Origin of the sequence: Allochromatium humboldtianum (genome assembly GCF_013385175.1) — a bacterium.
GTDB classification, from domain to species: domain Bacteria; phylum Pseudomonadota; class Gammaproteobacteria; order Chromatiales; family Chromatiaceae; genus Thermochromatium; species Thermochromatium humboldtianum.
Window position 1 is genome coordinate 1 of the sequence record NZ_JABZEO010000016.1, and the last position, 15,173, is coordinate 15,173.

The 15,173-nt window shown below is 65.2% G+C and carries 13 protein-coding genes and 1 pseudogene; 12 read left to right on the forward strand and 2 right to left on the reverse strand.

The features are described 5' to 3' along the window. From HW932_RS21670 to HW932_RS17820, 9 genes and pseudogenes are all read left to right on the forward strand, one after another. Window positions 1-183 (forward strand): annotated as a pseudogene (locus HW932_RS21670) (hypothetical protein); the annotation flags it as partial. Window positions 184-305: 122 nt separating this feature from the next. After that, window positions 306-1,307, forward strand: a complete 1,002-nt coding sequence (locus tag HW932_RS17785) for an AraC family transcriptional regulator (RefSeq protein WP_176977829.1) — start codon at window positions 306-308, stop codon at window positions 1,305-1,307. Between the two features lie 165 nt (window positions 1,308-1,472). After that, window positions 1,473-1,790 (forward strand): hypothetical protein, encoded by a 318-nt coding sequence (locus HW932_RS17790; RefSeq protein ID WP_176977830.1) that lies wholly within the window; start codon window positions 1,473-1,475, stop codon window positions 1,788-1,790. Between the two features lie 88 nt (window positions 1,791-1,878). Then, a complete protein-coding gene (locus HW932_RS17795; protein WP_176977831.1) occupies window positions 1,879-2,691 on the forward strand; it encodes a DUF2092 domain-containing protein in 813 nt (270 codons plus the stop codon). Next, the gene (locus HW932_RS17800; RefSeq protein WP_176977828.1) at window positions 2,688-3,023 is read left to right on the forward strand and encodes a hypothetical protein; all 336 of its coding nucleotides are present in this window, start codon (window positions 2,688-2,690) and stop codon (window positions 3,021-3,023) included. The genes HW932_RS17795 and HW932_RS17800 overlap by 4 nt, the downstream gene beginning before the upstream one ends. A gap of 15 nt (window positions 3,024-3,038) precedes the next feature. Then, window positions 3,039-5,282 carry a patatin-like phospholipase family protein gene (locus HW932_RS17805; RefSeq protein ID WP_176977832.1) on the forward strand — a complete coding sequence of 748 codons (2,244 nt, stop codon included), beginning with the start codon at window positions 3,039-3,041 and terminating at the stop codon, window positions 5,280-5,282. Between the two features lie 211 nt (window positions 5,283-5,493). Further along, window positions 5,494-5,778: a ribbon-helix-helix domain-containing protein gene (locus HW932_RS17810; protein WP_176977833.1), complete on the forward strand. Its 285-nt coding sequence runs from the start codon at window positions 5,494-5,496 to the stop codon at window positions 5,776-5,778. After that, window positions 5,775-6,326, forward strand: coding sequence for a GNAT family N-acetyltransferase (locus HW932_RS17815; RefSeq protein ID WP_176977834.1), 552 nt, complete (start codon window positions 5,775-5,777; stop codon window positions 6,324-6,326). The genes HW932_RS17810 and HW932_RS17815 overlap by 4 nt, the downstream gene beginning before the upstream one ends. A gap of 27 nt (window positions 6,327-6,353) precedes the next feature. After that, a complete protein-coding gene (locus HW932_RS17820; protein WP_176977835.1) occupies window positions 6,354-7,877 on the forward strand; it encodes a fumarate hydratase in 1,524 nt (507 codons plus the stop codon). A 132-nt stretch (window positions 7,878-8,009) separates the two neighbouring features. On the opposite strand, the gene HW932_RS17825 is transcribed toward HW932_RS17820, so the two are convergent. Further along, window positions 8,010-9,323: a DUF3422 family protein gene (locus tag HW932_RS17825; protein WP_176977836.1), complete on the reverse strand. Its 1,314-nt coding sequence runs from the start codon at window positions 9,321-9,323 to the stop codon at window positions 8,010-8,012. Window positions 9,324-9,557: 234 nt separating this feature from the next. On the opposite strand from HW932_RS17825, the gene HW932_RS17830 reads away from it, so the two are divergent. Together HW932_RS17830 and HW932_RS17835 are read left to right on the forward strand one after the other, a co-directional pair. Next, on the forward strand, window positions 9,558-10,961 hold the full coding sequence (locus HW932_RS17830; protein WP_176977837.1) for a formylglycine-generating enzyme family protein: 1,404 nt from the start codon (window positions 9,558-9,560) through the stop codon (window positions 10,959-10,961). Between the two features lie 18 nt (window positions 10,962-10,979). Beyond that, entirely contained in the window at window positions 10,980-12,209 is a 1,230-nt protein-coding gene (locus tag HW932_RS17835; RefSeq protein WP_176977838.1) for a nucleoside recognition domain-containing protein, read from the forward strand. A gap of 52 nt (window positions 12,210-12,261) precedes the next feature. Here HW932_RS17835 and HW932_RS17840 read toward each other — a convergent pair whose 3' ends face one another. Next, entirely contained in the window at window positions 12,262-12,840 is a 579-nt protein-coding gene (locus HW932_RS17840) for an AAA family ATPase (RefSeq protein WP_176977839.1), read from the reverse strand. Between the two features lie 153 nt (window positions 12,841-12,993). On the opposite strand from HW932_RS17840, the gene HW932_RS17845 reads away from it, so the two are divergent. Then, window positions 12,994-15,159, forward strand: a complete 2,166-nt coding sequence (locus tag HW932_RS17845) for a vWA domain-containing protein (protein WP_176977840.1) — start codon at window positions 12,994-12,996, stop codon at window positions 15,157-15,159. Window positions 15,160-15,173 lie beyond the last annotated feature (14 nt).

A 15,173-nucleotide genomic window follows, 5' to 3' on the forward strand; every position in this document is an offset into this window, starting at 1 on the left:
GGCGCTGCCAACGAGAAGCTGCTCTCCGAGATCGTGTGGCCACATTTTTGGGCTATTCAGATCTTTCTCCTGGCATTGATCTTGATGTACTGCACCATGCGTGAACTCGTTCGCGTGATAGGAAAGGACAAGGTTCAGCGGATCTTTTTCGGCCCGATGCCGAACGCAAGCGTTTCAGGATGATGCCCAACCACACGCTCGAGCGAGCCGCCCGCCAGCGGAGCCGGCGGGTACCCTCGCGGCTTTGCAACTCGGCGGCGGCTCAAAGCGGGCGTTGGCCCCTGGTGGACGACGGAGCGATCCGCATGGCGCCGCTGTTGCATTTGCCGTCACTGCTCGCGGCCCTGGGTGTCGACCCGGACGAAGTGATTCGCGCGGGCGGCGCCGACCCGGCCGCCTTCGACGATCCGGACAAGACTCTGCCCTTTCCGGTGATGGGCCGCCTGCTCGACCACTGCGCACGGGCGACCGGCTGCCTGCATCTGGGGCTGGAACTCGGGCGGCACTCGGGGCTGGACGCCCTGGGCACCCTGGGGGAGATCGCCCAGACCGCACCGGATCTGGGCAGCGCCTTGAGGTTCTTCATCCTGCACCTGCATCTGCACGACCGCGGGGCCGTGCCCCTGCTCTGGGAACGCGGCGATCAGGCGATGCTCGGCTATGTCATCCATTGGCCGGATGTTGCGGGCACCGAGCAGATCTACGACGCCGCTGTGGCGATCATCCACAACATCCTCAAGTCACTGACCGGACCGGGCTGGCAACCCGACGCCGTCTGGCTGCACTGTCCTCTGCCCGAGGACAGGACACCCTACCGCAACCATTTCCAGACCCGGCTGCATTTCGCGGCCCAATACGCCGCCGTGGGTTTCCGTGCCAAGGATCTGAGCCGACCGCTCCCCGGATCGGACGCGCGTGCCTATGCCGGCGGACTGCGCGAGGTCGAGGCACTGGAGGCCTTGCGCGACGGCGGTCTGCATGAGCGCATTCAGCGGGTACTGCGCCGACTTCTGATCGCCGGCGCCCCGGCGAGCGAACTGCGTCTGCAACCGGTCGCGGCGCTCTTCGGTCTGCATGGACGCACTCTCAATCGCCGGCTGCACGCCGAGGGTACGAACTTCAAGGCGCTGCTCGATGAGACCCGCTATCGGATCGCCTGCCAACTGTTGCGTGATACGCAACTGCCCATGCAGGAACTGGCGATCACGCTCGGCTATGCCGATGTCACCGCGTTCACCCGGGCCTTTCATCGCTGGTCCGGGGCCTCTCCCGCCGCCTGGCGTTCCTCTCGCCGACGCGACGCCTGATCCGACACGCTCACAGGGACGCAAAATGTCGTGAAATGTCAATCAGGCGTCCGGGTAATTCGACATAATCGCCGCGCCGAGGGCGATTGATCTTTGTCATGGCCAAACGGCAGCGCCTCAGGTTCGACGCCCAACCAGCCACTCACTCAGAGAGGAAGCCGCGGGATGTTCAAGTCAAGAGTCAAGGCGAGCCTCATCGCTTCCGCCGCCCTGTTCGGCGGCCTAGTCGCTGAGGTCGGGTTCGATGGCGGTTTTCTGGTTCCGCAGGCGCAGGCCGTGATCGGACGGCCCATGACACCGATGAGCTACGCCGGTGTCGCCCGCCGCACCACACGCCGAACGATCTACGCGACATCCGTCTATCGGGCGACGCTCCCCGCCGGCTGCACCACCGTCATCATCGAGGGGACGACCCTGCATCGATGCGGGGCAACTTACTATCAGCCCTCAGGCGGCCGATATGTGGTGGTGCAGGTTCAATGAATTCCCGGATTGAGAGATCGCTTCACAAGACCGCTCTCCCCATCATCGTTCCGATTCACTCGAACCCCAGCCTCGGGAAATCGACTCCATGACGACAACCACTCCAAGCGTTCCAGCCCCACGGCGTGCCCGCCTCGGCGCCGTCTCCCTGATTCTGGCCGCCTCACTGATCGGGACGGGTTCACTCGCCCAGGCCCGCGAAGGGGATGCCCAAGCCATCCTCAAGTCGATGACGGACTATGTGGGTAGCCAGACGAGCCTCGAGTTCAGCTTCGACAGTTCCATCGAGGTCATCACCCCGCAACTGGAGAAGATCCAGTTCACCAACTCCGGCGGAGCGTTGTTGAGCCGACCCGACAAGCTGCGCGCCCACCGGACCGGCGGCTATGCCGATGTGGAACTGGTCTTCGACGGCAAGACCCTGAACGTGCTCGGCAAGTCGCGCAACGTCTATGCCCAGCTCGATGGACCCGAGAGTGTCGATGCCCTGATCGAAGCCCTGCGGGCCGGCCACGGCATCGCCCTGCCGGGCGCCGATCTGCTGCTGACGAATGCCTATGAGGTGCTGACCGATGGCATCCTGGAGGCCAAGCACATCGGTCGCGGGATCATCGACGGCGTGGAATGCGAGCATCTGGCCTTCCGCAACCGCGATACCGACTGGCAGCTCTGGGTGGAAGTGGGCGAGCGGCCCATCCCGCGCAAGCTTGTGATCACCAGCAAGACCCTGAACAGCGCGCCTCAATACACGCTACAGGTCAAGAGCTGGAAGACCGGCGTCACGCCGGCGGCCGACGCCTTTACCTTCACCCCGCCCAAAGACGCGCAGAAGCTCGAAGCCCATGAACTGGTCGATCTCGACGAGCTGCCCCCGGATGCCGCCACTGGAGACGACCAATGACCCGCAAGCCACTGAAAAAAATCGCCATCCTCGCTCTGGCCACGGGAGGCTGGCTGCTCGATGGGGCGATCGGCTCCGGGACTCACCTCAGTCTGATCGCTACGACTGAAGCCGTCGTCGGCGCACCCGCGACACCCGTGAGCTATGCGGGCGTGGCGCGACGCACCACGGCTCGGGCGGTGACGCCCGGTGTCGGGGCCGGCGGCTTGGGCGGACCGGCCTCGGGCGTCGGGGTGCTGCCCGGAGCGGGTGCCGGCAAGGCCGGGGTCGGCTACAGCGGCGGTGTCGGGCGCAACCTGGGCGGCCCCGTGAATCGGGTCGGCGTCCGCTGATATCAAAGAAGGCGCATGCTCCAAAAGCACCTGGTCCTCGCCGTCCTGGCCGTCGCCGGCTGGCTCTGTAACGGCGCGATCGGCGTCGGCGCGCCGGACGGACTGATGGCGAGCGCCGAAGCCGCCCAGCGCCCACGGATCGGTCTGGCTTTGAGCGGCGGCGGCGCGCGCGGCGCGGCCCATGTCGGCGTGCTCAGGGTGCTGGAGGCGCTGAAGATCCCGGTGGACTACATCGCCGGAACCAGCATGGGCTCCATCGTCGGCGCCCTCTATGCCTCGGGCATGACCCCGGACGAGATCGCCCAGGCCCTGCAGGAGGTGGACTGGGACGAGGTCTTCACTGACGCCACCCCGCGCGACGAACGGACCTTTCGTCGCAAGCAGGACGACAAGCTGAATCTGATCCAGCACAAACCCGGCCTCAAGGATGGCCAGGTGCGGTTGCCGATGGCGCTGGTCGAGGGGCAGAAATTCGATCTGGTGCTGCGCCGACTGCTGCTGCCGGTGTCGGAGGTGCGCGACTTCGACCGGCTACGCATCCCTTATCGCGCCGTGGCGACCGATATCGCCACCGGGCGCGAAGTCGTGCTCAGGCACGGCGATCTGGCCCAGGCGGTCCGGGCCAGCATGGCGGTTCCCGGCGCCTTCGCGGCAGTGGACATCGACGGACGGACCCTGGTCGACGGCGGCATGGCCAACAACCTGCCGATCAGTGTGGTGCGCGAGATGGGCGCCGACATCGTCATCGCCGTCGACATCAGCACGCCGCTACTCACCCGCGAAGACATCAAATCGGTCCTCGGCGTGGTCGAGCAGCTCACGGGGTTTCTCACTCGCAACAACACGGAACGCCAGATCGAATCCCTGACCCGGCGGGATCTGCTGATCGTGCCGCCGCTCGATGAGGCCGGGATCAGCAGCGGTGATTTCAAGCGATCCGCCGAGGCGATCGCTATCGGCGAACGGGCCGCCCGCGACCACACACACACGCTGGCGGCGCTGGGCGTGTCGCCGGACGCCTATGCCCGCTATCTCGCCGCCCACCCCAACCCGAGGCAGGGGGCCGCGCCCGTGGAGCGTCTGGCGTTCGTCGAGATCGAAAACAATTCGTCGATCAGCGATGCCGTGATCGAGGCCCAGTTCGATGTGCGTCCGGGCGATCCGCTGGACGTCGATCGTCTGGAAGCCGGCATCGCGCGCGCCTATGGTCTGGGCCATTTCGAGAAGATCGGCTATCGGCTGGAGGAGCGCGACGGGCGGCATGGCGTGGTGGTGCGGGCTCAGGAGAAATCCTGGGGCACCAGTTCGCTGCAAGCGGGACTGCAACTCTATACCAGCTTCGGCGATGGGTCGGATTTCAATCTCGGCGGCGCCGTCACCCTGACCCCCTTCGGCGCCAACGCCGGCGAGTGGCGCACCTTCGTCAGTCTGGGCGAGGAGCAGCAGTTCATCACCGAGGTCTACTATCCGCTGGATCCGGCCCAGACATGGTTCGTGGGCGGTGATCTGGGATATGAGTCCAGACTGTTCCGTCTGTTCGACCAGGATGAGGACCGGGCGCTGGCCGAATACGACACCAGCCGTCTCGGCGCCCGTCTGAGGTTCGGACGCAATCTCGACACCTGGGGCCGGTTGCAGCTGATGTACGACCGGGCGGTCGGGGACGCCGAGGTCACTGTCGGCGCCCCGGATCTGGTGGACTACGACTTCGATGTGGGTCGACTCAGCCTGCTCGGCGCCATCGATACCTACGACAACTACTATTTCCCCAGTCGCGGCTCACTGGGCAGTCTGTCACTGATCAGCTCGCGTGAAAGCCTGGGCGCCAGTTCCGACTACGATCAGGTGCTGTTCAACTACAGCGCGGTCATGAGCCGGGGCCGACATGCCCTGCAGGGCGGCGTCACCCTGGCCACAACCCTGGACGAGGATGCCCCGGTGGAGGCGCTGTTCCAGCTCGGCGGCTTCATGCGTCTGTCCGGACTCGAACGCAACGCCCTGAGCGGCCAGCATCTGGGCCTGCTGCGCGGTCTGTACCGCTACCGGCTCAACGATGTGCTGGTACCCGTCTATGCCGGCGCCTCGCTGGAACTGGGCAATACCTGGAACCGGCGTGACGAGGTCGAATTCACCGACGCCCGTTTGGCCGGCAGCCTCTTCCTGGCAGCGGACACCCCGCTGGGGCCGCTCTTTCTCAGTTACGGCAACACGGAAGGCCGCGATCAGGCCATTTATCTGATGCTGGGGCCGCCCTGGTAAGGCCCCTCGACTCACATGGATTTGTACTCACGTTGTCAAGCTTTCGGCCAATTCAGATCGAAACCGGCACGTTCTTGCTTGATCCAGCCATCGGCTGCCGAACGTTATTTGTGGCTCCCGAACATCAATGCGAAGCTGAGCCATGACTTCCCGAGTTCCCAAGATGTGCTAGACTTTTCTACGCTTTCGTAGAAATCCCGGTCTGTCTGTCATGACCCAAATCTCAGCCAATATCTCCCCTGAAACGCGCGACCGTCTCGAACGCTATGTTCGAGCGCGCGGGTTGAAGAAGGGCTTCGTGATCGAGCAGGCGCTCTTGCATCATCTCCAGGTTGTCAGCGAGCTCCCGGACGATGCGCTGATCCCGCCGCGGCTCGTTCTCACTGCCGAGTCCGGGGCCGGAGTACTGGAGCGGTTGGCGTCCGACGAACCCCCGAATCAGGCCATGCAGGCCCTGTTCAGCGATCCCATGGATGCTCCGCGCGAGGGCGCATGAGCCTTCGGATCCGGCGACTGGAGCCGAGTGACGATCGGCGCGGATTCAGTAGCGGCAATCCGGATCTGGATCGGTTCTTCCTACGCTTCGCGGGTCAGAATCAGTTTCGTCATCACCTTGGCGTCACCTATGTGGCCGTCGCTGGGGATGTCATCCTTGGCTTCGTCACGGTTGCACCATCCGAGATCGTGATCGATGCCCTTCCGGAGGCCCGTCGTCGTCAGCTGCCGCGCTATCCGTTGCCGGTGCTCCGTGTCGCTCGGCTGGCAGTGGCCGAGTCGGCCCAGGGAAGCGGCATCGGCAAAGCGCTGCTGCGTTTCGCGCTGGACCTCGCCTGTCGCACGGCCGAGGAGATCGGCTGCGTGGGTGTCGTGGTCGACGCCAAGCCCGAGGCGCAGGCATTCTACCGCCGCTATGGCTTCGAGCCGTTTGCCGTGCTGGAAGGGGCCTTGCTCGGTCGCCCTGAGCCCGTACCCATGTTTCTTCCGCTGTCGGCGATTCCTCGCCGGTGTCTCGCCGGCACCGAGTCACCATCCGGAACCGCCTGACGGCATCGAATTGAGTGAAGACCTTTTATGACCATCATCCGCGAATCCGATTTCATCCAGAGCATCGCCGACGCACTCCAGTTCATCTCCTACTATCACCCGCGCGACTACATCCAGGCGCTGGGCGCCGCCTATGAGGCCGAGCAGTCGCCCGCCGCGCGCGATGCCATGGCCCAGATCCTCTACAACTCGCGGCTGTGCGCCGAGGGGCATCGACCGATCTGTCAGGATACCGGCTCGGTGGTGGTCTTCCTCAAGGTCGGCATGGACGTGCGCTGGGACACCCGGCAGAGCCTCCAGGCACTGGTCGACGCAGGCGTGCGCCGTGCCTACCTGAACCCGGACAATGTGCTGCGCGCCTCGATCGTGTCCCCGCCGATCGGTGCGCGCACGAACACCGGCGACAACACCCCGGCCGTGGTGCATGTCGAACTGGTACCCGGCGATCGGGTCGAGGTACGGCTCGCGGCCAAGGGCGGCGGTTCGGAGAACAAGGCCAAGTTCGCCATCCTCAACCCGAGCGACAGTCTGGTCGACTGGGTGCTGAAGACCGTGCCGACCATGGGCGCCGGCTGGTGTCCGCCCGGAATGCTCGGCATCGGCATCGGCGGATCGGCCGAGAAGGCGATGCTGCTGGCCAAGGAATCCCTGCTCGGACACATCGACATCCATGAACTCCAGGCACGTGGCCCCGCCGATCCGGTCGAGGAACTGCGTCTGGAGCTGTTCGAGAAGGTCAACGCGCTCGGTATCGGCGCTCAGGGACTCGGCGGACTGACCACGGTGCTGGACGTCAAGATCCTCACCTATCCCACCCATGCCGCCTCGCTGCCGGTGGCCATGATCCCCAACTGTGCCGCGACCCGGCATCTGGACTTCGTCCTCGATGGCTCAGGCCCTGTGCAACTGGAGCCGCCACGTCTGGAGGATTGGCCGGCGATCACCTGGGCGCCCGACAGCGCGGCGCGGCGGGTGAATCTCGACGGACTCACGCGCGATGAGATCGCGAGCTGGCGTCCGGGCGAGCGGCTGCTGCTCTCGGGCCGGCTGCTCACCGGGCGCGACGCAGCCCACAAGCGCATCGCCGATCTCTTGGCGCGCGGCGAGTCCCTGCCGGAAGGCGTGGATCTCACCGATCGCTTCATCTATTACGTCGGCCCGGTCGATCCGGTACGCGACGAGGTCGTGGGACCGGCCGGACCGACCACCGCCACACGCATGGACAAGTTCACCGAGGTCATGCTCGCCCAGACCGGGCTGATCGGCATGATCGGCAAGGCCGAGCGCGGACCGGCGGCGATCGAGTCGATCAAGCAGCATGGCGCGGTCTATCTGATGGCGGTCGGCGGCGCGGCCTATCTGGTCTCCAAGTCCATCAAGTCCTCGCGACTGGTCGCCTTCGAGGATCTCGGGATGGAGGCGATCCGCGAATTCGCAGTCGAGGACATGCCGGTGACGGTCGCGGTCGACAGCCGGGGCGAGTCGGTGCACCAGACCGGACCGGCTGAGTGGCGTGGGCGGATCGCGGGGATTCCCGTGACGGCGGCCTGAACGAAGTCAATAGAGGGGGTGCGCCCGGATCGCCGACCTCACCCCCAAGTGACCCGGAGACTCGGAGACTCGGAGACGGCCGATTCGTCCGATGCCGAACAGGCCGTTCAGAGATCACACGGGGCGCAACATCTAAACCTTCACATGCTCGGACTTGAGCAGACGCGCCTTCATGCGCCGGATGCCGAGCCAGGCGATCAGCACCACCAGAGGCGCGGCCAGCCCCGTGGCATAGGTGGCATCGAAGGCGAGCGGCAGACCATGGGCCTCCAGCGCCTTGAACAGATAGGCCAGCAGGCCGACGCCGTAATAGCCGATGGCGATCACCGACAACCCCTCGACCGTCTCCTGGAGCCGCAATTGCAGCTTGGCACGCTTGTTCATCGATTCGAGCAGGCCGCGATTCTGCTTCTGTAGCTCGACCTCGACACGCGCCCGCAGCAGACTGGTCAGACGCGCCGCGCGTTCGGCCAGTCCCTGCTGGCGCTTGGCGGTCGAATCACAGGTCGCGATCGCCGGCGTCAGACGCGCTTCGAGGAACTCGGTGAGCGTCTGCAACCCCTCGATACGCCGCTGACGCAGTTGATCCAGACGCTGCATGACCACGCTGTAATAAGCGCGCGAAGCCTCGAAGCGATAGCTGGTGCGTGCGGCCACCGCCTCGATCTCGGCAGCCAGATCGGTCAGCTCGGCCAGTAGTTCGCTCTCGGGCACCTCCTGACTGCGATCATCCTGACAGGCCATGCGCGAGGAAACCGCCACGAGACGCCGCTCGGCATCGCTCAGACAGGCGTTGGCCTCACGTGCCGGCGGCAGTCCGAGCAGCGCCATGGCGCGGTAGGAACTGACCTCCAGGATGCGTTTGGCCAGACGCCCGGCCTGATTCGGCGACAACCCCTGGTCGCGCAGCAGGATGCGCGAGAAACCGTCCTCGTGGATGCGCAGATCCGAATAGGCGCGCGCCAGACCGCCGACCACCTCGGAGCCGATCACCGGATGGCCGCCGAACAATGCGCTCAGCTCATCGAGCGAATACTCGGGCTTGTCGGCCGGTTCGAGCGCTAGCGAGACGGCGGCGACGACCTCGCCCGGTATCCCAGCCAGCCAGTCCGCCGGCAGTTGGGTGATGACCGGATTGACAAAGGGGTGCGTGAAGGGGCCGGGCAGACTGAAGGTATAGCTGACGAACTCGGTGTGGCGCTCCCAGAGCAGCCGGATGTCGCCGAGACGGACCAGATAATATTGCTCGATACGCTCCGGGCGCGGCACGCCATAGTGTTCGAGCAGCTCTTGCAGATGGCGCACGGTGCGACCGCTACCGCGTTCACCGCAGACGGCGGCGATGTGCGAGAGCCGCGCCGGTGCGCGTAGCGGCATATAGGTGCGTGCATGGAGCTCGGTGACGAGCTGATGGCGTAGCGGATGCTCCTTGAAGGGCAAGGACATAGAGGGCGTTCTCCTGAATGGAACGATCTGTGATTCGGCGATAAGTATCGCCCTGAAACCGACCTTTTAGAACCACGCTGAGCCCGGACGTTTCGCCGGGCGATGGATACGCTCGACCAAGCATACACGAAAGGCGCGCGACCCCGAGATCGGTTTGGTCTGGCATCCAGGCCGCCAAAGTCGGACAATCGCCGACATCACCGTCCCCACGACGATCGAGACCGAAACATACCGATGGCCGAGCAATCCGACTCGCAAATCTATTCCGACGCAGAGTCCGAACTGCTGCGCAAAACCCTGGAGCAGCTGCGCCAGGAGGCGGAAGAGGAGGTCAAACGGCTCAGTGCCCGACTGGGCGAGCACGACTTAGCGCCCAGCAGCCAGGTCGCAACGGCGACCGAACGACTTGCACTCCAACAGGAAATGCTGCTGATACAGCAGTCCCTAGACGCCAAGGAGCAGGCTCTCGATCACATCACCGAGGAATGCCGGCGGTTGGAGGACGCACTCGAGGACAAGCACCTGGCACTGGAAGGACTCAAGAAGGAGATCGACCGCAAGGATCAGTCGATCCGCGAGGCCCACACCGAGATCGAGCGCTTACGTCAGGAGCTGCTGGAGGCCAGTCGCACCGCCGACCAGCGCGAGATGACGCCTACTCCGTCCGCGCCGGTGATCGTGCGCGGCAAGACGCCGCGTTGGCTGGTTCCGACCACGGGCCTGCTGGTCGTGCTGCTCTCGGTCTCGGCGGTCGCCAACCTCTATCTGATGAGTGAACGTGCCGGCGCTCCTCGGCCGCAACAGGGGATTGAGGCAGTGGCCACCCAGGTCGAGCCGCCGGTCCCCAACGAATCCCTCGTCTCAGACCCCGAACCCGAGTCATCCGAACCGCCCGCCGAGGCCGGCCAGCCGCCGCGCATCCATCAGGACCGACTGCGCGACGGCACGCCCGGACCGGCGATGGTCGTACTCGCCGGCGGCAGTTTCCGGATGGGCCACAACAGTCTCGGCGGCGAGGACTACAGTCCAGCGCGTTCGGTCAGGGTCGGCCCTTTCATGATCGCGGCTCATGAAGTCACTTTTTTGGAGTACGACCGCTTTGCCCGCGCAACCGGCCGCGAGCCGCCCAGCGATCAGGGCTGGGGACGCGGCACGCGCCCCGTGGTCGGCGTCAGCTGGGAGGAAGCGCGCGACTATGCGGTCTGGCTGGCACAACAGACCGGGCGCCGTTATCGGTTGCCCAGCGAGTCCGAATGGGAGTTCGCCGCACGCGCCGGAACCACCACGCCCTTCTGGTGGGGGCAGAACGCCGGCTCCAACCGTACCGTCTGTTTCGATTGCGGCAGCCAGTGGGACAACCGCTCCACGGCGCCCGTGATGAGCTTCCCAGCCAATCCCTTCGGTCTCTATGAGACGGCCGGCAACGCCATGGAATGGGTCGCCGATTGCTATCGGGCACGTTACCAGAGCGCTCCGGACGACGGGCGCGCATTGCTCGCCGGCGACTGTTCCAACCGCGTCGCGCGCGGCGGCGCCTTCAACAAACCCGCCGACTCGATGCGCGCCTTCGTGCGCGCGCGCTTCGCGCCCGACACCAAGCTCAACATGCTCGGCTTCCGAGTGGCCCGTGATCCCTGATCCGCAGGCACAGGCGCGATGCTCAATGCACTCTGGCTCGTTTTCTTCGTCGTCGCCGGCCTGAGTGCCTTCGGACGCTGGCTGATCGACGGCGATCGAGCGGTCTTCGCCGCCGTGGTCACGAGCCTGTTCGACATGGCCCGACTCTCGGTCGAGATCATGGTGGTGCTCTTCGGCACGCTCACCCTGTGGCTGGGTTTCCTGCGCATCGCCGAACGGGCCGGACTGGTCGAGTGGCTGGCGCGCGGACTGGCGCCGCTGTTTCGGCGGCTCATGCCCGAGGTGCCGAGCGGGCATCCGGCGCTCGGACTCATCACGCTCAACTACACGGCCAACACCCTGGGGCTGGACAACGCCGCCACGCCCATCGGCCTCAAGGCGATGCGCGCGCTCCAGGAACTCAATCCCGAACCGCGCGCCGCAAGCAATGCCCAGATTCTGTTTCTGGTGCTCAACGCCTCCTCGCTCACACTGCTGCCGGTGTCGATCTTCATGTACCGGGTGCAGCAGGGAGCGGACGATCCGACCCTGGTGTTCCTGCCGATCCTGCTCGCCACCAGCGCCTCGACCCTGACCGGCCTGTTGACCGTGGCCTTCATGCAGCGTCTGCGGCTGCACGATCCGGTGCTGCTGGCCTGGCTCGGCGGCGGCGCACTGGTGCTCGGCGGCTTCATGGCGGTGCTGGCGAGTCTGTCGGCGAGTGCGCTGGCCGCACTGTCCTCGCTGCTCGGCAATCTGATCCTGTTCGGCCTGATCCTGCTGTTCCTGCTCGTCGGCGCCTGGCGCCGCGTTCCGGTCTATGAGTCCTTCGTCGAGGGCGCGCGCGAGGGCTTCGGCGTGGCGCGCGATCTCCTGCCCTATCTGGTGGCCATGCTGTGCGCGGTGGGGGTGCTGCGCGCCTCGGGGGCGCTGGATCTCGGGCTGGATGGACTGCGCGCACTGGTCGCCTGGATCGGTTGGGACGACCGCTTCGTTGAGGCCATGCCGACGGCGCTGATCAAGCCCTTCTCGGGCAGTGGTGCGCGTGCTATGTTGATCGAGACCATGCAGACGCACGGTGTCGACAGCTTTCCGGCCCTTCTGGCGGCCACCATCCAGGGCAGCACCGAGACTACCTTCTATGTGCTTGCGGTCTATTTCGGTGCGGTCGGCATCCAGCGGGCACGACATGCCGTGGGCTGTGCGCTGGCGGCGGACGTTGCTGGGGTAATGGCCGCGATCGGCGTCTGTTATTGGTTCTTTGGTTGAAGTCCGGCCCAGGATTTGGCATGGATGCCGGGACGGCTGGTCATCCCAAAACTCACTCTCGGCACTCGCCGGTTCCAGCCCGCCAACGCTCGATCGCATCGATCGCACGGCGTCGGCGCGTCTCCCGGTCGCCCGAGACGAGCACGACACGATAGCCCGCCTCCGCCAACCGTGCGCGGAACAACGCCATCTGACCACAGCGGTCCCCGGACCGATCGCGCACGCCATCCGCCACCCAGGGCACGTCGATGTCGGTCAACAGATAGAGATCCCGCCGGCGCCTTGGACGACACTCGGTCAGCATAGCGTCGAGTTCGGACGGCACGGCACCGAAGAAGCACTCCGACCAGATGCGGATGGTCAACACATCGGTATCGCAGATCAGGAATCCATCCTCCGCCAGACCGGCAGCGGCCTGATCCTCGGCTGCCTGCTGGCCGTAGGCGATCACCAGGACATCTTCCAGAACACAGTTCCCGCCGGTGCGTGCCAGCTTCTCCAGAATCCAGGCGCGCGCAAACTCGGGCACGAGCGGGACGGAGAAATGGGCCGCCAACTGCTCGGCGAGCGTGCTCTTGCCGCTCGACTCCGGCCCCGTGAATATGACTCGATGCAGAGGATCTATCTGCATATCGCCAAATTCCACATCATTCTGTCGCATTCGAATCCATAAAGGACAAAAACTGCCAACTTCATTCTCGGCACTGAATTCGTCTCCGAAATCCGGAACCCTGACTATAATCTGACTGGCTTCTCGGTTCGTGAACAAGCTTGGGGACACATCATGCCTTGGAAGACAGAACACAGAGAAAGATCCTTCGCACAAACATTCGCTTTCGCCGGCCTCCTGGCGGCAAGCTGGCTCCTATGGATGCCGGCGGCGCTGGCCGATCTGTCCGAACTGGAAGGCGACTCCGGACATCAGACCCAGACCACGGATACGCCCTCGACACCACCCGCACAGCCGATCGACGACGGCCTCTCCTGTCCGGGCGATTCACCCTGTATCGAGACCGCGACCCAACTGACGCTCCGGGTGCTGCCGCGTCCCTTCTCGAATATCTACCAGGAGCCGGTCGCCGATGGAGGCGCGATCGTCCAGGCCAATCCGCCGGCCTTCCGCCCGCTCTACGCCTTCGAGCGCCGTGACATCGATCTGCGCGAGGGCGCCGAACCGCGCGGCTGGTATCGCGTCGGCCGGACACGCACCCAGGCCGACGGCTGGATGCAGGCCAAGGACGTCTTCGAGTGGCGTCAGGCGCTGCTGGTCTCCTTCACCCATCCGGGTGATCCGATCGAGGGGCGTCATCCGGTGCTCATGTTCAAGGATCGCGAGACGCTGCAAGCCATCGTCGACGACATGGACATGGCCGCCAGCGCTCAGGCGCTCTACGACGAGATCGATCGCGGCGGCACACCCGAGGCCGTCATCAGTCTGGAGCCGAAGCGCTTCGTCGACATCACGACCAACTTCTACATGCTGCCGATCCTGCAATGGTCGCAGACCCAGATCGATGGCGACGATGTCCGTCTGCTGCAACTGGCCTCGGCCGTTCCGGGCGCGCGCGGCGCCGATACGCTGCAAACGCCCGAGTATCGCGAGCAGGCCCAGACCGGACGCGACACCGCCGATCAGGGCATCGAGGACATCGCCGTCGACATCGTCTTCGTCATCGACACCACGCGCAGTATGCAACCCTTCATCGACATGACCCGCGACGCGGTGGCCAAGATGGCGCGCAATTTCAGCGAACGCACCCAGGATCGCTTCCGCTTCGGTCTCGTGACCTATCGTGATTCGCTCGAAGCCGTGCCCGAACTCGACTATCTCACCCGCAATCACACGCCGACCCTGGTCACGGCCGAGCGTCTGGCCGAGATCCTGGACACCGACGCCAAGGCGACGCGCGTCGGCAGTCTGGGGTACGACGAGGATGTTTTCGCCGGTGTGGATGCCGCTCTGCGTCAGTCCCCCTGGCGCGAGAAGTCGATCAAGTTCGTCATCCTGATCGGTGACGCCAGCTCGCACCTCAAGGGGGATGCGCACAACTCCACACGCAAGGACGAGACCGATCTGCGGCGCGAATACGACGATGCCAACGTCCATCTGCTGGCGATCCATCTCCAGAATCCCAAGGCAGCCGAGGATTTTCCGCGTGCCCTGCAGCAGTTCGGCACCCTGGCGCGCATCCGTGGCAACCCGTCGCAACAGGCGCTGGAACAGGTCGATACGTCTCAGGATGACGCCTATCGCCAGCTGGTCGACCGCGTGACCACCAGCATCAATACCGAACTCGAACGCACACTGGCGGCCAAGGCGCCGGCCGCGCCGATGTCTCCTGGGGCCGCGACGCCCCCGACCGTGCCGGGCACCTCCCCCACAGAGGCACCCGAAGTCCTGGATTCGGTCTCAGGCATCTGGCAGGCGGCCTTAATCGAGTACATCGGCCAGTCGGCCAACCCGCCCAAGGACATCGTCGCCTGGTCGCTCGACCGTGACCTGATCAATCCGGCCGACCGCGCGCTGGAAGTCCGGGTGCTGGTCACGCGCGAGCAGTTGAGTTCGCTCGCCCAGGCGCTCGACAGCGTGATGCAGGCGCTGATGCGCGCCGAGGTGACACAGGCGCAGTTCCTCGAATCGCTGCAAAGCGTCTCGGGACAGGCGATGAAGCGTCCGGACGATCTGGCACAGGCCCAGCGTCTGGCCGATACCGGACTGCTGCCGGCCTTCATCCAGTCCCTGCCCTATCGCAGTGACGTGCTGGCCCTGACCGACGAGATGTTCGCGAGCATGACCGCCGAGCAGCGCGCTCAGTTGGAATGGAGCATCCTGGCCAAGCTCGAACAGTATCGCGCCATCAACGATCAGGTCGACGCCTGGTTCAGGCTCAACGATACGGATGCCGACAGCGACATGGTCTATCCGCTGCACATCGACTATCTGCCCTGAGCGGTCGCTGACCA